The 20,784-nt window shown below is 48.0% G+C and carries 21 protein-coding genes and 1 pseudogene; 13 read left to right on the forward strand and 9 right to left on the reverse strand.

The features are described 5' to 3' along the window. Positions 1 to 112: 112 nt before the first annotated feature. Entirely contained in the window at positions 113 to 784 is a 672-nt protein-coding gene (locus D0A34_24325) for a hypothetical protein (protein ID UNU21554.1), read from the reverse strand. A 96-nt stretch (positions 785 to 880) separates the two neighbouring features. Here D0A34_24325 and D0A34_24330 point away from each other — a divergent pair, with 96 nt between their 5' ends. Further along, positions 881 to 1,549 (forward strand): hypothetical protein, encoded by a 669-nt coding sequence (locus D0A34_24330; GenBank protein UNU21555.1) that lies wholly within the window; start codon positions 881 to 883, stop codon positions 1,547 to 1,549. Between the two features lie 176 nt (positions 1,550 to 1,725). Here D0A34_24330 and D0A34_24335 read toward each other — a convergent pair whose 3' ends face one another. Then, positions 1,726 to 1,953, reverse strand: a complete 228-nt coding sequence (locus tag D0A34_24335; GenBank protein ID UNU21556.1) for a hypothetical protein — start codon at positions 1,951 to 1,953, stop codon at positions 1,726 to 1,728. Positions 1,954 to 2,390: 437 nt separating this feature from the next. On the opposite strand from D0A34_24335, the gene D0A34_24340 reads away from it, so the two are divergent. The 3 genes from D0A34_24340 (at position 2,391) to D0A34_24350 (ending at position 5,364) form a co-directional block, all read left to right on the forward strand. Next, positions 2,391 to 3,023, forward strand: a complete 633-nt coding sequence (locus D0A34_24340; protein ID UNU21557.1) for a transaldolase — start codon at positions 2,391 to 2,393, stop codon at positions 3,021 to 3,023. A 71-nt stretch (positions 3,024 to 3,094) separates the two neighbouring features. Continuing rightward, on the forward strand, positions 3,095 to 4,759 hold the full coding sequence (locus D0A34_24345; protein UNU21558.1) for a calcium-binding protein: 1,665 nt from the start codon (positions 3,095 to 3,097) through the stop codon (positions 4,757 to 4,759). Positions 4,760 to 4,812: 53 nt separating this feature from the next. Continuing rightward, on the forward strand, positions 4,813 to 5,364 hold the full coding sequence (locus D0A34_24350; protein ID UNU21559.1) for a hypothetical protein: 552 nt from the start codon (positions 4,813 to 4,815) through the stop codon (positions 5,362 to 5,364). Between the two features lie 105 nt (positions 5,365 to 5,469). On the opposite strand, the gene D0A34_24355 is transcribed toward D0A34_24350, so the two are convergent. Further along, positions 5,470 to 7,536 (reverse strand): serine/threonine protein kinase, encoded by a 2,067-nt coding sequence (locus D0A34_24355; GenBank protein UNU21560.1) that lies wholly within the window; start codon positions 7,534 to 7,536, stop codon positions 5,470 to 5,472. A 1,114-nt stretch (positions 7,537 to 8,650) separates the two neighbouring features. Continuing rightward, complete coding sequence (cax, locus tag D0A34_24360; protein ID UNU21561.1) at positions 8,651 to 9,772, reverse strand: calcium/proton exchanger; 1,122 nt, start codon at positions 9,770 to 9,772, stop codon at positions 8,651 to 8,653. A 200-nt stretch (positions 9,773 to 9,972) separates the two neighbouring features. On the opposite strand from cax, the gene D0A34_24365 reads away from it, so the two are divergent. The 7 genes from D0A34_24365 (at position 9,973) to D0A34_24395 (ending at position 14,679) form a co-directional block, all read left to right on the forward strand. Then, a complete protein-coding gene (locus tag D0A34_24365) occupies positions 9,973 to 10,521 on the forward strand; it encodes an N-acetyltransferase (GenBank protein ID UNU21562.1) in 549 nt (182 codons plus the stop codon). A gap of 89 nt (positions 10,522 to 10,610) precedes the next feature. Beyond that, entirely contained in the window at positions 10,611 to 11,144 is a 534-nt protein-coding gene (locus D0A34_24370) for a GrpB family protein (GenBank protein ID UNU22448.1), read from the forward strand. A gap of 4 nt (positions 11,145 to 11,148) precedes the next feature. Then, complete coding sequence (locus D0A34_24375; GenBank protein UNU21563.1) at positions 11,149 to 11,439, forward strand: antibiotic biosynthesis monooxygenase; 291 nt, start codon at positions 11,149 to 11,151, stop codon at positions 11,437 to 11,439. A gap of 33 nt (positions 11,440 to 11,472) precedes the next feature. Next, complete coding sequence (locus D0A34_24380; GenBank protein UNU21564.1) at positions 11,473 to 11,889, forward strand: VOC family protein; 417 nt, start codon at positions 11,473 to 11,475, stop codon at positions 11,887 to 11,889. A gap of 67 nt (positions 11,890 to 11,956) precedes the next feature. Beyond that, a complete protein-coding gene (locus tag D0A34_24385; protein UNU22449.1) occupies positions 11,957 to 12,553 on the forward strand; it encodes a Uma2 family endonuclease in 597 nt (198 codons plus the stop codon). 78 nt (positions 12,554 to 12,631) lie between these two features. Continuing rightward, positions 12,632 to 13,831: a monooxygenase gene (locus D0A34_24390; protein ID UNU22450.1), complete on the forward strand. Its 1,200-nt coding sequence runs from the start codon at positions 12,632 to 12,634 to the stop codon at positions 13,829 to 13,831. Positions 13,832 to 13,863: 32 nt separating this feature from the next. Then, a complete protein-coding gene (locus tag D0A34_24395) occupies positions 13,864 to 14,679 on the forward strand; it encodes an alpha/beta hydrolase (protein UNU21565.1) in 816 nt (271 codons plus the stop codon). A 27-nt stretch (positions 14,680 to 14,706) separates the two neighbouring features. On the opposite strand, the gene D0A34_24400 is transcribed toward D0A34_24395, so the two are convergent. The 5 genes and pseudogenes from D0A34_24400 to D0A34_24420 form a co-directional block, all read right to left on the reverse strand. After that, complete coding sequence (locus D0A34_24400) at positions 14,707 to 15,249, reverse strand: hypothetical protein (protein ID UNU21566.1); 543 nt, start codon at positions 15,247 to 15,249, stop codon at positions 14,707 to 14,709. After that, positions 15,246 to 15,743 (reverse strand): annotated as a pseudogene (locus D0A34_24405) (DUF4365 domain-containing protein). Before D0A34_24405 ends, D0A34_24400 begins: the two are co-directional and overlap by 4 nt. A gap of 55 nt (positions 15,744 to 15,798) precedes the next feature. After that, a complete protein-coding gene (locus tag D0A34_24410; GenBank protein ID UNU21567.1) occupies positions 15,799 to 16,539 on the reverse strand; it encodes a DUF4145 domain-containing protein in 741 nt (246 codons plus the stop codon). A gap of 194 nt (positions 16,540 to 16,733) precedes the next feature. Further along, on the reverse strand, positions 16,734 to 16,979 hold the full coding sequence (locus D0A34_24415; GenBank protein ID UNU21568.1) for a DUF1016 family protein: 246 nt from the start codon (positions 16,977 to 16,979) through the stop codon (positions 16,734 to 16,736). Further along, the gene (locus tag D0A34_24420) at positions 16,969 to 17,184 is read right to left on the reverse strand and encodes a hypothetical protein (protein ID UNU21569.1); all 216 of its coding nucleotides are present in this window, start codon (positions 17,182 to 17,184) and stop codon (positions 16,969 to 16,971) included. Before D0A34_24420 ends, D0A34_24415 begins: the two co-directional genes overlap by 11 nt. A gap of 222 nt (positions 17,185 to 17,406) precedes the next feature. Here D0A34_24420 and D0A34_24425 point away from each other — a divergent pair, with 222 nt between their 5' ends. Together D0A34_24425 and D0A34_24430 are read left to right on the forward strand one after the other, a co-directional pair. Beyond that, a complete protein-coding gene (locus D0A34_24425) occupies positions 17,407 to 17,676 on the forward strand; it encodes a hypothetical protein (protein UNU21570.1) in 270 nt (89 codons plus the stop codon). Positions 17,677 to 17,739: 63 nt separating this feature from the next. Continuing rightward, positions 17,740 to 20,508 (forward strand): DUF3536 domain-containing protein, encoded by a 2,769-nt coding sequence (locus tag D0A34_24430; GenBank protein ID UNU21571.1) that lies wholly within the window; start codon positions 17,740 to 17,742, stop codon positions 20,506 to 20,508. Positions 20,509 to 20,784 lie beyond the last annotated feature (276 nt).

The following is a 20,784-nucleotide window of genomic DNA, read 5'->3' on the forward strand; positions in this document are numbered from 1 at the left end:
ATTGCACTCTGGTTAACACTTTCAAGACTTACGCAACGAGTCAATTTTGACACTATCTGTAGTAGTAATGTGCAGAGTTTGCACGCTACTAAAATCGATTGAAAGCGTTATCTCAGTCATTACTGACAACTTTCCAAACATCTCGGATTACTTCTTTTTTGAGGCGTATCCAACCCCTAACGGAGTTAATGAGAAATAGAGTTTGGGTACTGTGCAAATCATCTAAGGTAATTAATTCTTCTCTGATTTTTCCCTCCTCTAAAAGTTGAGAACGAAACGTCCCCGGTAATAAACCGCACTTGACGGGAGGTGTGATTAGACCTGCGGGTGTATCGATCACGATATTGGCGATCGTGGATTCGGTGATAACTCCATCTTGATTCCACAGAAAGACATCCTGATATTCGGGCTGCGACTCCAAAGCCATTGTATAAGGCAATCGGTAAGTTGTCTTGTGGTAAAGAAATGGGTTTTGAGAATCGATCGGTTTGCGGGCAATTCCCACAGATGCACCGATTTTTAAGATACCGCTATCTAGTGTCTGAGCTTGTAATGTTATGTTTCCCTCACAAGATATTGTTAACCGTATTTTTTGTTTGACTAACCCGCAAGTCATACTTAATGCTTGTAAAGCTTTGCTTGCTTCTGTTAGCGATAGGGGGAAATTAAAATAATCAGCCGATAGCTGTAATCTTTGAAGATGTCTGTCTAGCAAAAAATAGCCGTTTTTGGGTTCCCATAAAAGTGATTCCAGCAATTCAAAGTTTTGCTGTTGTTGAATCATATTTTTGTCAATATAATGTAAATTAGGTAACTTGATAATTTTTAGACCCGCGAAGGTTGCTGTTTGTGTAATTATATAGGAAGTTAACTTGAATTTATGTGGCCTAAATCCTTTATATTTCAATGGCGCCTTGCCATCGGGCTGTTAATATTAACCTCAGTGCTCACACCCCTAGCCCTCAACTACTACGTCCGACTTGTTACCCGCAACTACCGCCACAGCGATATAGCTAACGTGCCTGCTGAATCCATCGCTATAGTTTTTGGTGCCGGAGTTTGGGAAGACGGCACTCCAACCCCAATGTTAGCCGATCGAGTCCAAGCAGGCGTCGATTTGTACAAAGCGGGGCGAGTGGACAAACTTTTGATGACAGGAGACAATAGCAGCGTCGATTACAACGAAGTCCAAGCAATGCAGGACTACGCCGAAGCACAGGGCGTACCGACTAATAATATCATTCTCGATTATGCCGGATTTAGCACCTATGAAAGTTGCTACCGGGCGAAAGAGATTTTTGGCATAACCCAGGCTGTTTTAGTTACCCAAAACTTTCACTTAGCCCGCGCTGTTTATACCTGCCGCCAGTTGGGCGTAGAGGCGATCGGCTTAGGAACGCCAGATTGGGGCAAATTTCGCCAAAATAGCATGATTCGCTACAGTTTCCGCGAATTTCTGGCAGTCCTCAAAGCGCTTTGGGAAGTGCGCGTTACCCGTCCAGAACCGACTTTTTTAGGGCCGTTTGAAGGAATTAAAGAAAAGTTATGAGTGCTCTGTTGAAAACTTTAGTCCTTGCTTTAAGGACTAAAGTTTTCACTAAAAACGGATTTTCTTACAACTAACCTGACATCATGTAAGTCGGGGAGTTGTAAGTTTTGTTTAACTCAAAACTTACAACACAACTCACAAATCATAACTCGCCCGTTGCGGTAGGGTTCTATAACTTACTCGCGTTTGGAAAGCCCCGCCAGCGACCAAGTTAGGCTCACCATCATTAAGCGCCCTAGAGCCTTCAAACGGTCTTCGGCGTTATTTTCAACCGTTTGAGACAGAGTTTCAGACTTAAGATTTATCGAGAATTCTTCAGCGGTTTCTGCTGACTTTTCCAACTGAGGTTGTTCAGAAGATGTCTCAAGGCTGACTTGTGGCTGCTGATTTTTTTCTTCGGTCATTTTCTGAGTCACCTCCTGGAGTTATTGCATACATAATTCTTACTACAAATGTAATTTGTTTGTATCCGGGATTTGGGGAGTCAAGTTTTTCTTACCCGACAATCGCAGTTACCAACTGACTTAAAAGTTTTGATTTCAGTTGTTAGCTATCTTAAATAGCACTTAGCCAATTTTCCGCAGAAAGCCGATTTATTCACAGATAGGTCGTCCTCCACCCATTTTTTGTAAGAAACGGGGTTTCTGAGCCTAAGTCCTGTTAAATTCAAAACTCACGCACTACTACCGATGATGCACATCACTGAAGTGTTATATTTACTTAACAGTAATATTTCCGAGATTCTGATATTGTTAAAAATTAACAATTAATTTCGCTCGGATTTATATCAATCTGCAAGCAACCATCTGGGAAATATTAACAAACTGAAGGTGTAGAGCTGATGGCAATTTATGTGGATACTGCAATTGTAGCGGAAGCCGCACGGGCGAGCAAGTTCGGATGGATAGGGGGAATTACTACTAATCCGACACTTTTGGCAAAAAGCGAGTTATCTCCTGAGCAAACCCTTAAACAACTGGCACAACTGATTCCTGGGGAAGTGTATTATCAGCTAATGGCATCTGATGTTGATGGCATGGTAGCAGAAGGAAAAGCCGCTTTTGAGTTGATCGGGCGGCAAACAGTTTTGAAAGTTCCAGCAACGGCTGCGGGTTTCCAAGCAGTAGCGCATTTGTCACCGGAAATTCCTTGCGCGGTGACGGCGATATACAGCGCATCACAAGCAGTTGTCTCAGCAGAAGCGGGGGCTAAATATGCGATCGCCTACGTGAATCGCGCCACCCGACTCCTAGGAGACGGTTTTGCCTTAGTGCGGGATATGGCAAATGTGTTGCAGAGAACTAATACTGAGATTTTGGCAGCTAGCATTAAATCGCCCGAAGAAGCGGTGAAGACTTTATTAGCTGGAGCACATCATTTGACACTGCCTTTTGACCTGTTGCAAGCGATCGCAGTTCATGAATTATCGCAGCAAACAGTTGATGAATTTGCCAAAAACGGCCGGGGAATATGAGCAGGGCTATCTTGTCTGCTGTGGGTAACATTAGGAAATCTCCAAACTTGTACTCTTAAATGTGAGGGCTTATGACCATTACTCCCGTCTCTGTAGACTCAGCAGGCAATCTGGGGAACCGTGGCTCCTATAACCCCTCCATCTCAGCCGACGGGCGGTTTGTGGCGTTTTCTTCTCTTGCCTCCAACATAGTGCCGGGGGATACTAACAATAGCTTCGACATCTTCGTGCGGGACACGCTTACCAATACCACCACCCGCGTCTCTGTAGACTCAGCAGGCAATCAGGCGGATCGTAACTCCGGCAGCCCCTCCATCTCAGCCGACGGGCGGTTTGTGGCGTTTAATTCTGATGCCTCCAACATAGTGGCGGGGGATACTAACAATACCTACGACATCTTCGTGCGGGACACGCTCACCAATACCACCACCCGCCTCTCTGTAGACTCAGCAGGCAATCCGGGGAACAGTAACTCCACAACCCCCTCCATCTCAGCCGACGGGAGGTTTGTGGCGTTTTCTTCTCTTGCCTCCAACATAGTGCCGGGGGATACTAACAGTAGCTACGACATCTTCGTGCGGGACACGCTCACCAATACCACCACCCGCCTCTGTTTTGACTCAGCAAACAATCAGGGGAACAGTGGCTCCGGCAGCCCCTCCATCTCAGCCGACGGGCGGTTTGTGGCGTTTTCTTCTTTTGCCTCCAACATAGTGCCGGGGGATACTAACAGTGAGTCACACATCTTCGTGCGGGACACGCTCACCAATACCACCACGCGCGTGTCATTAGACTCAGCAGGCAATCAGGCGGACCGTTTCTACTACAACCCCTCCATTTCCGCCGACGGGCGGTTTGTGGCGTTTTCTTCTCTTGCCTCCAACATAGTGCCGGGGGATACTAACAATAGCTTCGACATCTTCGTTCGGGACACGCTCACCAATACCACCACCGGCGTGTCAGTAGATTCAGCAGGCAATCCGGGGAACCTTCAGTCCGGCAGCCCCTCCATCTCAGCCGACGGGCGGTTTGTGGCGTTTTCTTCTAATGCCTCCAACATAGTGCCGGGTGATACTAACAATAGCCGAGACATCTTCGTGCGGGACACGCTCACCAATATCACCACTCGCGTCTCTGTAGGCTTAGCAGGCAATCAGGGGAACATTTTATCCAGCAGCCCCTCCATCTCAGCCGACGGGCGGTTTGTGGCGTTTTCTTCTAATGCCTCCAACATAGTGCCGGGGGATACTAACAATACAGACGACATTTTTGTTGTGGACACCAGCCGCACTCCAAACGTCATCAACGGCACGGACGGCAACGACAACCTGACTGGCACCAGTGGCAACGATATCATCAACGGTTTGGAAGGTGATGACGTGCTGACCGGTTTGCGGGCTTCGGATCTCTTAAATGGCGGCGACGGCAACGATATCCTTTATGGCGGCAAAGGTTCTGACACTCTCAACGGCGGTTTGGGCAACGATAATCTAGTCGGCGGCGCGGGCAACGATGTATTTGTTTTAGGTGCAGGGTTGGGATTTGATACAATCTCTGATTTCGCCAACTCTCAAGATACCATTCAATTAATCAATGGCTTGACCTTCGGACAGCTATCAATTTCCCCTGGAACTAACGGCACATTAATTAGAGTAGCCAGCAGCGGTGAAGTTTTAGCTTCTTTGACAGGCGTTGCTCCCAATCTCCTCGGTTCTGAAAATTTCATCTCTCTCTAGAGATAGATGGTAAACTGGTCATTTGTTAAATCACTTTTGCTCAGAGGAACATCATGATTAAACTTGGCAAACCATCACTCGCATTAATAGGCACATTTCTTGCAGTTTTGCAACCAGCATTTACCGCTCATTCACAAGAAAGCAACAGCGAATTTAGCAAACTTCAATCCTTATTAGAAGCCAAAAAATGGTACGAAGCCGATCAAGAAACAGTCTCTCTGATCCGCAACAACTCCGCCAATCTGTCTTGTCCGAACCTCCGCGCGATCGATCAGATGTGGATGCAATCGAGCAATGGCAAATATGGATTGACTCCGCAGTTAGAGATTTGGCAGAAAGTGGGCGGTTCTAGCTGTCGAACTTGCGAAGGTCAAATCCAAGAATTTAGCAAGCAAGTAGGATGGAACATGAGCTCCCAAGTAAGTCCTATACCAGGGGAGTTTCCTGCCCAGTATCCAACTGTTGCTTCATTAAGTTGGCAAAGTTATGTGGACAGCGATAAAAGCATAACTAGGTACAGTCTTTTTGCTGGCGCCCAGACATGGCAAGCGTGGAGAGTTACAGAATTTAACCTGTTTTCTACTTTTGCCAATTGCGGCAAGTAACAGTTGTAGGACGGGCAATGCCCAGACTTCCACCTCGGAGTCGGGATGGGATTTCTCGCTCGCCTCGACTCTTCAATCTAAAATCTAAGATCTAAAATAGTAGGACTATGGCATTCGCCAAATCTTAATAGTGCGATCGGGACTGCCGCTCACAAAAGTCTTGCTATCTCTGCCAATAGCAACAGAACTCACAAACTGACTGTGACCAGGAAGAGTGCTTCTTTCTTTTCCCGTCTTCAAATCCCAAACTATAATATCTCCGCCCCCGCTGATCAAAGTGCGGCTGTCCGGGCTAAAGGCGATCGTCCTCACCCAGCCCGAATGCCCTTTAAAAGTGCGGGTGCGCTTCCCGTCTTGCACGTTCGACAAACGGATCATATTGTCGGTGCTAGCACTAGCGACAATTTTCCCGTTCGGGCTAAAAGCCACAGCAGTAACCGGGCCCCCGTGCCCTGTGATAATTCTTCTGACTTCTCCGGTGCTGAGATTCCACAAACGCAGAGTCTTGTCATCGCTGCCACTAGCCAGAGTTTTACCGTCCCGGCTCAAAGCGATCGCGTTTACTCCTCCGGCGTGGCCGCTCAACGTCCGCAACCTGCTGCCAGTTCTGACATTCCACAAGCGAACAGTTTTGTCATCGCTGCCGCTAGCGAGAGTTTGACCGTCCCTACTAAAAGCGATCGCGTTGACGGAGGCTTTGTGAGCGGGAATCGTCCGTCTCCGTCGCCCCGTCTTCAAATCCCAGATAATCACATTATTGTCGTCGCCCCCGCTGGCCAAAAGCGAGCTGTCAGGACTCACCGCCACCGTATTGACCGATTTTTGAGAATGCACCGACTTGAGAGTCTGCTCCCGTCCCGTCCTGAGATTCCAAATTCTAATCGTCCCAGAGCTTGCGCTCACCAAAGTTTGACCGTTAGGCGACAGGGCGATCGCATTTACACTCCCGGCATTATTTAAACTTTTTTGCAATAAATGAGTGCTAGGTAAAGTAGAAAGCAGCCACACCGGGTTTGCCGGAAACACCCCGTAACGCAGCGAACCGTAAATTTGAGACGCGCCAATACTCACCATCAAAACAGCGGTACCCGCCAGCAACTTCTTTTTCCAATCAAAAACATCTTTCTCGGTCTTGTTCAATCCCGAATTCAGAGGTCTGAGGCGGTTTATGGAACTCTGCTTTTTCGCCCCAGACGCCCCGGCAGTTGCGCGAAGTTTAGTTTGCCCCGTCGTCGGCAACTGAGTCGGCAACTGACTTTCCGCGCCATCGAGTTTAATTTCCTCCAAGCACTGCAAAACCATCTGCGGACTTTGAGGTCGATTTCCCGGAAAAGGCGCCATCAGATAATCGATTACATTAGCCACGGCGTCGGAAACCTGAGGAGCTCCTTTGCGCCACATTAATCTGCCCGTGCGCGGGTTCTCTGGAAACGCAGTCGGGGGCTTTCCAGTCAGCAAATAAACAAAAGTGCGCCCCAGAGCAAAAAAATCTGACTGCGGAACAGCCTTGCCATTAGTTTGTTCCGGTGGCGTGTAGCCGGGGGACACAATACCAGTCACATTTTGCCCCTGGCCCACCTTAGCGAAATAAGTCGCCGACACTTCCCGAGCAGTCCCGAAGTCAATCAGCACTAACTGCCCGTTTGGCTTGCACATAATATTGTGCGGCTTGATATCGCGATGGAAATAGTTGAGGCGGTGAACTTGGTCTAAAATTTCCGACAGTTGTTTGAGCCAGTTCACAGCTTGTTCTTGGCTAATCGGGCGGCCCCGATGTTTCAGCCAGTCTTGCAAATTGGCCCCAGCAATTTTCTCCATCACCAGACAGTGAAAAGACTCTGTGCTGTGAGCGGGCGTAAATATAAAATAACCGTCGCGATCGACTTTTGGAATACCTGGATGTCTGAGCCTGACCAACACGTCGGCTTCTTGCTTAAACAGTTCTACAGCTTTGGGATGTTCTTTGAGGAGGACTTTGAGCACTCTTCGGGCGCCGTTGTCGTCCACTTCAAATGTTCTGCCAAAGCCGCCGCCTCCGAGAGGCGCGACTAGCCGATATCGACCTTGCAACAAAAGTTCTGACCCGCAGTGGATACACGCGGATTTGCCAGAGTTGGCTGGATCGGAGGGATTCGGGCATTTGGGATTGAGGCAATAACTCACAGAAGCCACATAACCCTGATTGAGGTTGCTCTATCAAGTTTTACTTTGACACTGCTATACAAAACTTGGCTAAACTTATCTAAGCTTCACCATTCAACTAGAAGTATTTTCTAGAGGGTCTGATTCCTGCTTCTGCCAAGAGAGTCGGCTCTTACTTGTCCACAGGCGTAAATTCGGGTGGAGCAGCACCCTATTTTTGAAGTCTGTACAACTATTTATTATTGTGGAAGCTTTTAGCCATTGTTTAACCATTATTTTCAACCAATTTAACGAATCGTGGTATCCCGTTCGACCTTTTTATAGGCTGGTCAGTTTTAAATCGACCGTCGTTTACTCTTCCTGAAAATTTTTCCTGCATATTTTGGGCATTATTCTGAGAATGTTGCACAAAACTGCGCCTCTGTCAATATGCTTGTCATCAGCAGCTCGGAGGAAGTTTAATCAAGTATTAAGCGATTAGATTAACCTCTGTGCACTCTTGGTGAGTGAGATTTTTGATTCAGCTTGGGTTACTTGCCTTGACAAGATTACTCAAGCCGCATTAGAGGTGTCTTCTCTAAAATCGTTAATTCTGGTATGGCATACCGTATTTGATTAGTCCTCTTTATCTAGTTCGGTTTTTGTTCAAATACGAGTTTTCCTAGACGGCAACACCGTGTTTGTGGGACGACGTACTCAACAATAAGAGTACGAGGTTTTACGTTATCTAGTTAGACTCAATTTTCAACTTATGACGATCGTAGCACACCTAGTAAAAGACTCATGAGCACCCTTGATTGAAATCTCGCAGCGTCTCTGAAGTCAAGGGAGGCTTTAGTCTCGCTTGACTTCAGCATCCCGTGTTTTTGTATAACCTGTGGCACCGCGCTCTAATGATCGGGTTGATGCCAAAGGTTTTGTAGTTGGTCACAGTCGATCAAGGTCACAAATCCCTGATGACAGCAAATAATGTACAAACACACCAGAACTAATAACGAGAGAGCAGCCACATTTCAATTGTACGATCGCAACCACCACTCTCGAAGAAAGAAGTGAGAGTAGGCGAGTGGGGGAGTGAGGGAGTGAAAAAATCTGCCTTCTTCCTTCTTCCCTCTTCCCTCTTCCTTCAGCAGAAGAAAGCGTTTTAAACAAGTCCCTCAATTACCGGATGGAAGTAGAACGCCAGCGCCAAAACCGTATAAGCTGCCAACAGCAAAGTACCTTCTAGCCAGTTAGAGTTGCCGTCAGAACTGATAGAATTGGCGATTAGCACCGACACCGCAACCGCTACAAGTTCAAACGGGTTGAAATTCAAGTCCATCGGTTTGCCCAAGACAAAACCTGCCAAAACCAACACCGGGGCAACAAACAAAGCAATTTGCAAACTCGAACCCACGGCCACAGAAACTGACAAATCCATTTTATTTTTCATCGCCACCGTCACCGCCGTCGTATGTTCGGCCGCATTACCAATAATCGGCACTAAAATCACCCCAGTAAATAGTGATGTCAGCCCCAAACGCGCCGTCGCTTCTTCCAGAGTACCCACCAGCAGTTCCGACTCGACAGCTACCATCAGGGTACAGGCCAACAGCACCCCAATCCACAGCGGCAGATTGACTTTGTGGTCTGGACTGTCTGGTGCTAAGTTACTTTCGGCTAATTCTTCAAGCATTCCTATTTCTGCCACCCCTGCATCGTACAGATAACTGTGGGTTTTCATCGAAAACAGCAGCGTCAGCACGTAGACTATAATCAGGACTACAGCAACAGCGCTAGAGAGGTTCTGCATAGTTTCGGGAGGGATGCCAATAGAGGTGGCATTAACTGCCGTCGGCACCAAAATGGCAATCACCGCTAAGTTCATCGCTGAAGCGTTCAACCGGGCGACTGTCGGCTGAAATTCTTGTTCTTTGTAGCGCAAGCCGCCCAGCAGCATCGCAAATCCCATCACCAGCAGCAGGTTGCTCATAATTGAACCGGTGATGCTGGCCTTGACAACATCTATTAGTCCGGCGTTGAGGGCGACGATGCCGATAATTAGTTCCGTGGCATTTCCGAAGGTAGCGTTCAGCAAACCCCCCAAGTTGGCACCGAGGACGACGGCGATTTCTTCGGTGGCTGTTCCCATCCAGGCGGCTAGGGGGATGATAGCTAAAGCCGAGGTGATGAAGATTGTGGAGGATTCCCAGCCGAGAAAGTGTCCGGCGATGGAAACCGGGATAAATAACAGCAGACTGGAAATTATTGTATTTGTGTTTAGCATTTAGATTCTCAAAAGCTGCCAACCGTCAATCATAGCCTGCCACACAGTTTAAGAAAGGGGGAGGGTTCGATATTTGGGTGTTGGCTTAAAGCTGGGGGTGGGCGATCCTCTTCGAGGGCTTCGCTAACGAGCGATCGCTGCATTGCCGCTTTCACGGATGTGACAAACTAAGAGAGCGATTTGTTTAGCCGATCGGTTCAATGGATTTTTGTATTCGATTAGCTTCCTTAGAAGACATTCCTAAGCTAACAACTTTAATTCCTGATTCTGCTAGAGCTTTGCAAGCAGGCTACTATAGTTCAGAGCAGATTGAAGGCGCACTGGGCAAAGTTTTTGGGGTTGACAGTCAACTGATTCAAGACCAAACATACTTTGTTGCTGAGAACAATCACCAAATTGTTGGTTGCGGTGGTTGGAGTAAGCGTAAAACGCTTTATGGAGGTGATTCAGGCAAAAATAATCCAGAAGACAGCCTGCTCAACCCAGACAGCGACTCGGCAAAGATTCGTGCATTCTTTGTTCATCCAGCATGGGCACGTCGAAGAATTGGAAGTCAGATTATGCGAGTATGTGAACTGGCTGCTGAGCGTGCTGGATTTAAGGAAGTTGAGATGATTGCGACGCTGGCGGGAGAGCCATTTTACACAAAATTTGACTATCAGGTGATTGAGCGGTTTGAAATTTCTCTCCCAAACAGTCAGTTTCTCCCCGTTGTCCGTATGTTTAAGAGCTTTGGGCGCCGCCCGTAAAATATGAGGCATAATAAAATCAGTTTCGGTTAAATGCGATGGTAAATCAATGAGATGACAAAAAAAGCAAATAATTATCAGCCATGTCAATAAAAGTAGATTTTTTCAAAGTAGAAGTCGTCCCGCACGATCCTAATTGGCGCAGCGCATTTGAAACTGAGTCGAAACTGATTGCACTTGCACTTAGGGAAAATGTGGTTGCTATACATCACATTGGTAGCACAGCGATTCCACAAATTCATGCAAAGCCGATAATCGATATGTTAGTTGAGGTTAAAGATATTATAAAAGTCGATACACAGAGTTCAGAAATAGAGGCATTAGGTTATCAAGCAATGGGTGAGTTTGGGATATCCGGTCGTCGTTTTTTTCGCAAGGGTAATGAAGCAGGGATTAGAACACACCACCTTCACGGGTTTGAAGTGAACTCAGCGCAGATAGAGCGCCATTTAGCGTTTCGAGATTATATGATTTCCCATCCTGAGGACGCGCAGCAATACAGCGAACTCAAACGAGAACTCGCAAACAAATACCATGATAATATTCAGGGGTACATGGACGGAAAAGATGCTTTCATTAAAGCAATGGATCTGAAAGCGGCAAAGTGGCGAGCATCTCATTAAAATTATGATATTGGAAGTGGCAATTCTTGATGTTAAGCCTAATATGACTGTTGAATTTGAAACCGCTTTCAAAACAGCTTCAGCTATTATTTCTTCTATGCCCGGGTATATCTCTCACGAGCTGCAACGCTGTATAGAAACCACAAATCGTTATATTCTGCTTGTGCGATGGCACAGTTTGGAAGATCATACCGTTGGATTTCGACAATCCCCAGATTATCAAAAGTGGCGTTCCTTATTGCACCACTTCTACGATCCATTTCCGACAGTGGAACATTACGAAGTCATTTTGTAAAGTTTGAAGTCTCAGCCGGGAGCAACATAACATATGATTGATATCGGTCTCACACACATCGCACTGCCCGTTTCCGATGTCGATCGCACTATCGAATTCTACTCCAAGTATGCTGGAATGCAGGTCGTTCACCGCCGCATTGATGCAGAAACTGGTGTTACTGTGGTCTGGCTTTCCGATCGCACTCGCCCTTTTGTAATTGTGCTAATTCAAACAGACTCGGTACATCCCGTTCTGTCTCCCTTTGCACACCTCGGAGTAGGTTGCAAAAGCCGCGAATACATGGATTCTCTCTGCGACAAAGCACGTCAAGAAGGCGTACTGCTTGAGGAACCAAAAGATTCTGGATATCCGATCGGCTACTGGGCTTTTTTGCGAGACCCGGACGGTCACACGCGGGAACTATCATACGGGCAAGAAATCGGATTTACAGTGGAGGATGCTAGTTAAAGTTATAATAAACAAATCGCCCTCCAAACCCGATCGTTTCTCATCTGGAAATAGACTGGAGAATCAAATGACCGCAGCAATCATCGCACCACCCAGAAAAGAATCACCCCTTCTGTTTGAGGGACTGACTTGGAGAGAGTTCAAAGCAGTTGAGCAATTGTTAGACCGTCCAGGATATCGACTTTCTTTCCTGGATGGAATTCTGGAGATACGACGAATGCCTGGAGAACCCCACGAAACCGTTAAGAAGAGAATTGCCGCATTGGTGGAACTGTACCTGCTGATGGCGGGGTTTGACTTTACTCCAACTGGCTCAATGACGCTAGAAAGTGAAGGGGTAGCCGTTAAGCGAGAGGCGGATGAATCTTATAAACTTGCCCCTGGTCGTATGCTACCCGATTTGGCGATCGAGGTCGTGTTTTCCAGTGGTGGCATCAACCAACTGGAGGCATACAAGCGGCTGAAGATAAAGGAAGTGTGGTTCTGGGAAGATGGATTGTTAGAGGTTTATCACCTGCGGGGAGAGGGCAATACACTTTATTATGAAAAGGTTTCCAGTAGTGAGGAGGTGAAAGGGATCGATTTGGATTTGTTGTTGCGTTGCATCAATATGGTGAATCATGTTGATGCAGTTAAGACTTTTCAACAGGGACTCCAGAAATAGCTGGGAATAGGGGATTGCGCCTCCTTTTACCACCTTTGTTGACATCTCAATATCCGCAAAAAGCAATGGGGAATGGCAATGACGCAAGTTGTAATTGTGGGAGCGGGGCCAACTGGTGCGGCACTTGCCTTGCTGCTGGTGAAACGAGGTATTGCTGTAACGTTGGTTGAGGCTGCAAAAGATTCCTACCGAGTGTTTCGCGGTGAAGCGTTAATGCCGAGCGGATTGGATGCGATCGCACAAATGGGCTTATCCACTATGCTAGAAGGTGTTCCACACCGACCAATTGATGCCTGGGAGTTCATTGTGGGCGATCGGCAACTATTTCGAGTTGATGAGCCAATGGGGTCAAACCGACCTTGTACACTCGTATCGCAACCGCCCTTGCTAGAAACACTAATTTCAGAAGCTCAGTTGCATCCAGAGTTTGAATTTATCCCAGGTGTTCCCGTAAAAGATTTACTGTATAGCAACGATCGCATTGCGGGTGTAAAGCTAGGAGATGGGCGAGAGATTCCTGCTGCACTTGTGATTGGTACAGATGGTAGAAACTCGGTTGTACGACAGCGTGCAGAATTAGAGTTAGTAAAACAGCAGAATAGTATAGATGTTCTGTGGTTTAAACTTGCCGCTCATCCTCGGTTTGTGGCGGATAATGTATTTTATTCCATCCTGAATGGCGGTAGCGGATTCAGTGTCTTTCACGGGGCAGAATCAGGAAAACTTCATCTGGCTTGGGTGCTATCGGCAGATGACAAAACCGATTGGAAACACACAGACTGGGCAGAAACTTTCGCATCCCTATCGCCTGCGTGGATGGCAGAACATTTCCGCAACTGTGCCGATACGATCGAATCTCCGATGCGATTATCTGTTGTGGTTGGTCGCTGTCCGCGCTGGCATCGACCAGGAATCATACTTTTGGGGGATGCTGCACATCCCATGTCTCCGGTTCGCGCTCAAGGAATTAACATGGCGTTACGCGATGTAATTGTTGCCGCCAATCACCTTGTACCTTTATTGAAAGCAGGGGCTAATTACGAGGATATGGACTTAGCATTATCGCGGATTCAGGCAGAACGCGAACCAGAAATTATTCGCGCCCAACAACTTCAAGCACAAGAAGCGTGGAAAGGCGAACAACTGCGAAAAAATGGATTATTGCGTTTATTGATGATGCAAACTGCTCCGTTTTTGGGTGAAAAAATTAAACAATTTTGGGTAAAAGGACAGTATGAATTGCGCCAAGGAGTAACAGAGGTAAAATTGGTTGTGTGAAAAGAGGAAATTCAAAGTTAGGAGAAAATTGTATGCGATCGACAACTATCAAAGGACCGATCGGCACTATTCACATCATCGAAGCCACCCCCCCTGTCACCGCTGCGGAGTCCAAGCCACTGCCGGTGGTGTTCATGCACGGTATGGCGGTTTCCGCGAGCATCTGGGATGCCCAGCTTGCCCATGTCGCCCGTACCCGACGCGCGATCGCCCTTGACGTGCGGGGACATGGCGATTCCGCACCGCCGGAGGACGGCAACTATGCGCCCGCCTCCTGTGCAGCGGATGTTTTCGCGGTACTGGATGGGCTGGGACTCGATCGAGTGGCGATCGTCGGGCACAGTTTCGGTGCTTGTATTGCCCTCGCCACAGCAGCCAGCGCACCGCACCGCATCGCGCAGTTGATCCTGGCAGACCCACCTGGAGACTTTACCAAGGTGGCTGCAGAGGTGCACGAGGCACGGATCGTCCCCTACCAGAGGGCTCTGGAGACGGAGGATTGGCGGGCTGCTGTGGAAACCAGCTTCAACGAGGCGCTGACAGGAAGCACGGCCCATACGCGCGATCGGATTCTCGCTTGGTTGGCGGCGACTCCACAGGATTGCCTGTGTGGAATGTATCGCGGGATGTTTCCCTTTGAAGCAGTTGATGCTCTCGATCGCTACCTAGCAGCCCCTGGAACACGGGCCCACGCAATTATTGCTCCCTCAAACACTTTTCCGTTCAGCCTCCACATCCTTCGTGCCACACTGACGACAACTACGCTACCCGATACTGGACACTGGCTGATGCTGGATGCGCCAGATGCCTTTGCTAGGGCGATCGATATCTGTTTGGAAGGTGTTTAATATAGATTTCGACAAAATCTGTTAGTTTTACCACAATTCATCAAGGGTTAAGTTGTGGGGGTTTTTGAGGATGAAGGCGTTGTTGTCTTTGATTAAGTCACCGCTACAGAGAATCGGTAAGCGTTCTTGATAAGCTTTAATCGCCAGGATGTAATCTTTGTCTGCAAGTGAAGTTTGAATTTTCCGCAATTTGTCAGCTACAAGGCCGAGGAGAGTAATTTCGCCACTTAATTTTTGGGTATTAGGGGTGTGAATTTGCATAACAATCCCCTGAATTATCATGTTGGGAATGCTGGTAAGTAGTTCGCTTAAAATTTCAATTTGAGGGCGATTTTCGGCGTTTTCTAGGGTTTGGATTGCCTCGCGGATGCGGGCTGCATAATCTCCCAGGTTTTCCCGGTTAGGTAGCAATATTTCAAATTCTTCTGCATCGGCTGTTGGTTTGTGCCAAAGTGTGGCATTATCTAAGAAAGGTTGGTCTTCATGCCAGCCGTGAGTTTGTAAGTAATTTCTCAGTTGATTGAGCTCGATTGTTTCGAGAGTTTGGCTATCTTTTACGGTGACTTTCATGGTTGAACTCCTTGGCTAATTCCCTCCATAATTGACTGAAGGGCGGCGACTGTAAATTGGTTGGTTCTGGGGATGGCGACGGTGACAGCGTTTGTGTTTTGTGTTTTTGGCTTTCCCCGCAGCGAGATCCAATATCCGCACTTTCTGATGCAGAGTTCTGTTTCCGACTGGGTGAACCAGTCTTCCGGTGTTTCCGGGATTAAAACGACAACTAAAATTCGGGGAATGGCGAAGTCATCCATTCTTAAGTCGTCGTAGTTTTTGAGCTTGAGAGGGTAGCGGATGGAGTTATCGTCTTTGATATCTCTTCAGGTAGATTTTAACTGCAATTCTAAGCGAGGTGCTCTAATGGGGCCTGTCCCGCCTTTGGCAGCTACTCCCCAGTCTACGCTGTCATCGTCTACGGAAGGTTTGTAGACGGAATAGCCGGCAACGGTGGTGACAGCTTGCAGGTAGATGTTGCTGAATTGTTCTTTTTGTTGGTTGATGTCCACTTTTTACGTAGCGATTATTCTTGTTAATCTATTTGGTAGGACATTATAGATAAATTCATATCATGTGGGTTGCCAAAAAATTATTAATTCCTTGAATCATCAGATCCACCTGGCTACGATTAAACTCATCAAAATGTCCGTGAGCGGCACTATTCCGAATATCAGCCCAACCTCTAAGCTGCTTAGCTGTTAGTTCATTAAATAAGTTATTTTTTTTCAAGACATCAATCAAAGGGGTGAGTGTTAGGGGTTTACCGTTATTATTGACTCTTGATATGGACGGACTCTGCTTATCACAGAGAGTTCGCAGAGATTTCTCTAAAACAGCTCCAGCTAATACGGCTGCTGGTACATAGTCATATTTACCAGACTGACCCTCTGCTAACAACTGTTCTGCTTGACCCATATAATCTGCGACTATTGCAGCTTCTATCTCAAGTCCCAAATCTCCTAAATAACCTTTTTGAAAGTCCTCTTTCAATCCTTTTAATCTATAAATGTAGGTATTCAATTTATCGGAAGCATCGTAATAACTTTCTGTTTCATCCAATAATTTTCGATGAACACTCCTTGGAGGAATGATTTGATCGAGTAACGATAAATAGTTTAAATACCACCCCTGTAGTTTTTGTCGAGCTTCAAGTTCTTGTTGAGTCAACGGTCTAATTACTTCACCCGGGGCGCTGAACTTAACAGTGGGAATATCTTTAATAACTTTATAAATCCTTTCTCCTTCTTGTATAAGTTCATCAAACCGATCGAGATATTTGTTTAAAATGCTCGGCGGTAGTCTCATTACAATGATGCCTCCCAAAAAAATCCGTATCTTTCATACGAAGCTCGCCCGAGAGAACCTTGCGGAGTAGGGTATCGCGAATGGCTCCAAGTCGGCGCGATTTTGGATAAGAGTTATCTTGACTTCGCACTCTCCCATTTTATCATTGCTCCTCAATTTCCACATCCACCGCTTCTAACTCAGCTTCCAACTGCTCAATCGTCGGCAAACATCATTTCAGGCAAAGCTGTTTCTAAGTCAACACCTAAATTGTCTATAACTTTTGCTCCCCATCCTCGCTGCTGTTGCCTGTTTAAAATATTCCGTCCAATTGGCCAGTAAAGCAACACTAATTCGCAGTTGACAGAAAGTACGGCCCGCACTTGATATTGCACAATAGGTTCCTTAAGTTCTCGCAAAAAATCATGATAATCTTCAGCAATTGACGAACTATCCGCCAGAACCCACCCTCTGCCGATTTTCCCGAATCATCGCCTCTAACTTGGGACTCTCGGCAAATTGCCTCTCCAACTTCGCCGTCAAATGCAGCATCTTCTCGTCCAAACCCTCCTCCTCCTCCTCCCATGCCTCCGCCCCCACATACCTCTCAGGAGTTAAAACATAACACTTACCGTTTTGCTTTTTTGTTGCCTTTTGACTCCGCACCAGTGTTACAACTCTTCTGGAAAGTACATTTGCAGCAAATCTGCCCCGCCCTAACTCAACTAGCCTAACTTCTCCAGAACTTAGCTAAAAAGCACCTAAAGTATGATGCGAAACTCGGGCAATACTCTTATTCTATAAATTCATCGGGCATTAAACCGATATCCACAACCGCCAAGATTTATTGCCAAAAATTAAATCTTTCCGGCGAAAAGTTGCTATTTAATGAATAAGACTTTACAATCCAGCAAGGTAAATGAAACTCTCAATGAGCAGCCCTGCAAGCACGAACCCGAAATGGGTCGCAAGTGCCAAAAAGCAGCAAAAGCTACCTTTTTTAACTCTTTCAACAGCAAAGCATTGGCAAAAAAACCAGGGATCGACGGTTGGCATCTTGGAACGAATGCTTTGCTCGCAATACTACTTGAAATGTATCAAAACTTGTCAGCCAAATTTAGCCCTAACAGATGCCTAGCTGTAACTCTTGCTGCGTAAGGTTTCAGTTTCTAATTAGGCTGGTTTTATTGTCTTTAACTACTTGAGTGAGGATTTGCTCGTATGATTTCGATTTCTACAACTCAATCCGATGTGCTACCTTTGTCTTCGCCAACCCTAACTGCTGCAACCCAAAGCAGTGCGGCTGCTGCAACTGGGGTGTGCGTGACGGTTCACGGTCACTTTTACCAGCCACCCCGGGAAAACCCTTACTTGGACGCGATCGAACGCCAAGCCAGCGCCTCTCCTTCCCATGACTGGAACGAACGCATTGACAAGGAGTGCTACCGCCCGAACGCCTTTGCCCGCATACTCAACGATCGCGGCGAAGTCGCGGGGATCGTGAACAACTACGAGTATATGAGCTTCAACATCGGGCCTACACTGATGAGCTGGCTCGAACGCTATGACCCGGAAGTCTACCAGCGGATTCTGGAGGCCGATCGCAAAAGCTGTAAGCGCCTCAACGGTCACGGCAACGCGATCGCCCAAGTCTACAATCACATCATCATGCCCCTCGCTAACGAGCGAGACAAATACACCCAAATTCGCTGGGGGATCGCAGATTTTCGCTCCCGGTTCAATCGCGATCCCGAAGGAATGTGGCTCGCCGAAACCGCCGTAGACTACGCCACCCTCGAAGTTTTAGTCGCTGAAGGCATCCGCTTCATTGTCTTAGCCCCCTCCCAAGCAGAACGCTGCCGCCCGCTAATCGGGCAAAACCACGAAGGGCAACCAGCGGAAAATTCCGAATGGCACGAAGTCGGCGGCGGTCAAATCGATCCGACTCGCCCGTACCGCTGCTATTTGAAACCAGAAATGCGGTTGATGGCTGACCACCAACTCTCGCCGCTGAGCACTCACTATTTTGGCCGCCAGCACTCCCAAAATTCTGCAGCCGCACCTGCCAACACTCCCTACATCGATATCTTTTTCTACGACGGCCCGATCTCGCGGGATATGGGCTTCAATGACGTTCTCAGCAGCAGCCACCACTTAGCCGGGCGCTTGGGTCAAGCAGTACGGGGAGACCACCGCCCGGCTCAATTAATCTGCGTGGCGACGGACGGCGAAACTTTCGGCCACCACAAAAACAGTACCGAAAAATGCCTCGCCTACGCCTTCACAGAAGAGTTTCCCCGCCGCGGCTGGACGGTGACGAATTTTGCTCATTATTTAAGTCAAAATCCGAGCGCTTGGGAAGTGGAACTCAAACCCGTGACGGCATGGAGTTGCTCTCACGGGGTCGATCGCTGGCAAGATGATTGCGGCTGCGGTGGTGGCGGCGGATGGCACCTCAAATGGCGCCGCCCTCTGCGGGATACTCTCAATTGGCTGCGCGATCGACTGATTCCGATTTACGAAGAAGCGGGGCGCAAGCTGTTGAGCGATCCCTGGAAAGCCAGAGATGAATATATTGAGGTTATCCGGGATCGATCGCCCGCTAAGGTTGACAGTTTCCTTCAACGCCATCAAGTTCGCCCCCTCGACGACGCCGAACAGGTGGACGCCCTGCGACTGCTGGAAATGCAGCGCCACGCCCTGTTAATGTTCACTAGCTGCGGCTGGTTTTTTGAAGAAATCTCGCGGCCAGAAGGCGTGCAAATTCTGCGCTACGCGGCCCGGGCGCTGGAATTGGCGGGGGAAGTTACCGGCATCCAGCTAGAAAAGGATTTTGTGGCTCAACTAGCCCTCGTACCCAGCAACGTTGACTGTTTTAAAACAGGGGCAGAAGTTTACCGCCAACTGGTGGTGACAGCTCAAATTAGTCTCCGACAAGTGGCCGCCCACTACGCAATCAGTTCTCTATTTGCCAAATTTCCCCGCGAAGAGCGAGTTTACTGCTATCAGGCCGAGCAGCAAGATTTCCAAATACAGCGCATGGGCTCGATGACTCTGGCTGTGGGTCAATTGCAGTTAACCTCGGAAATTACCCGGGAAACAGAGATTTTTGTGTTTGCTGCGTTGCACCTCGGCGGCTGGGACTTCCACTGCTGCATTCAGCCTTTTGGCAGCCGCCGGTCTTACACTATGCTCAAAGAGCGGTTGTTTGGAGTTATGCAAGAAGCTTCGGCGTCCCACGCAATTCTGGAAATGGTGCGGCTGTTTGGGGATCAGTCCTTTAGCTTGCGGGATTTATTTGCTGAGGAACGCCACCGGATCGTGCAGTTGCTGAGTCAGGAAAATTTGACTCGCTTGGATCAGCTTTACACTCAGGTTTACCGCGAAAATTACGGGGTGATAATGGCGTTCCACCGAGACGAGTTGCAGGTGCCGGTAGAGTTGCAGGTGGCTGCTGAGGTGGCTTTGGGACACCGCTGTTTGACCGCGGCCAAGGCCCTGGAAGTGGAAACGGAGGATGTGGAACCGCTGCTGGCCGAAATTGAGGCGATCGCCACTGAAAGCGGCCATCTCCGCTGTCGGTTGAACGTTCCCGAAGTCAAGGAAATTTTGGAAAAGATGGTTTGGCGATCGCTTAAGGCGCTGCTGCAACCCGGATCGGGCATGGAGGATCGCTCGCCTGTCAACTTAGAAACTGACATCCGCACGATCGAGCGTTTGATTGCGGTGGGCGATCGACTGAGTTTGGGTTTGTGTCTGGATCGATCACAGGAACTGTATTTCAATTCTCTGTACAGTCAAATTGTGCCTCTGTGTTTGGGCTGGCTGCAACTGCAAGATGTCTCGGCGGGCGACAGTGTGGTCGCTGCCGTTGCCTTGGGGATTGCAGGTTCCGGCGCCGGCTGGGACTTGCCTTCGATCCGGCAGTTGCTGGAGTTGGGTCAAACCTTGGCCGTTGATGTTGAGTGTTGGTTAAATCAGTTAAGTTAATCGTTTCTCGATTAGCCGGCATCAATTCCCGCCCTTGAGAATCCGCCCGATCGCAGTTTAAATCTCGATCGGGCCTGCCGGTTCAACCGAGAATGGATCAACATTTCGGCTGACGTGGATCGCGGCTGGGGATCGAAGCAGCGACAGGGAACTGCCAACTTTGTTTAAGTTTTCGCTCTACTTGTGGGAAGATAAGAAGACTGTCGGCAAAGCCTACAAGTGTTAAGCACCCGTAAGCTTTGCAGAGTTTTGAAGAGAGAACACTAAATATAAGTC

Source organism: Microcoleus vaginatus PCC 9802 (genome assembly GCA_022701275.1).
Classification (GTDB): Bacteria; Cyanobacteriota; Cyanobacteriia; order Cyanobacteriales; family Microcoleaceae; genus Microcoleus; species Microcoleus vaginatus_A.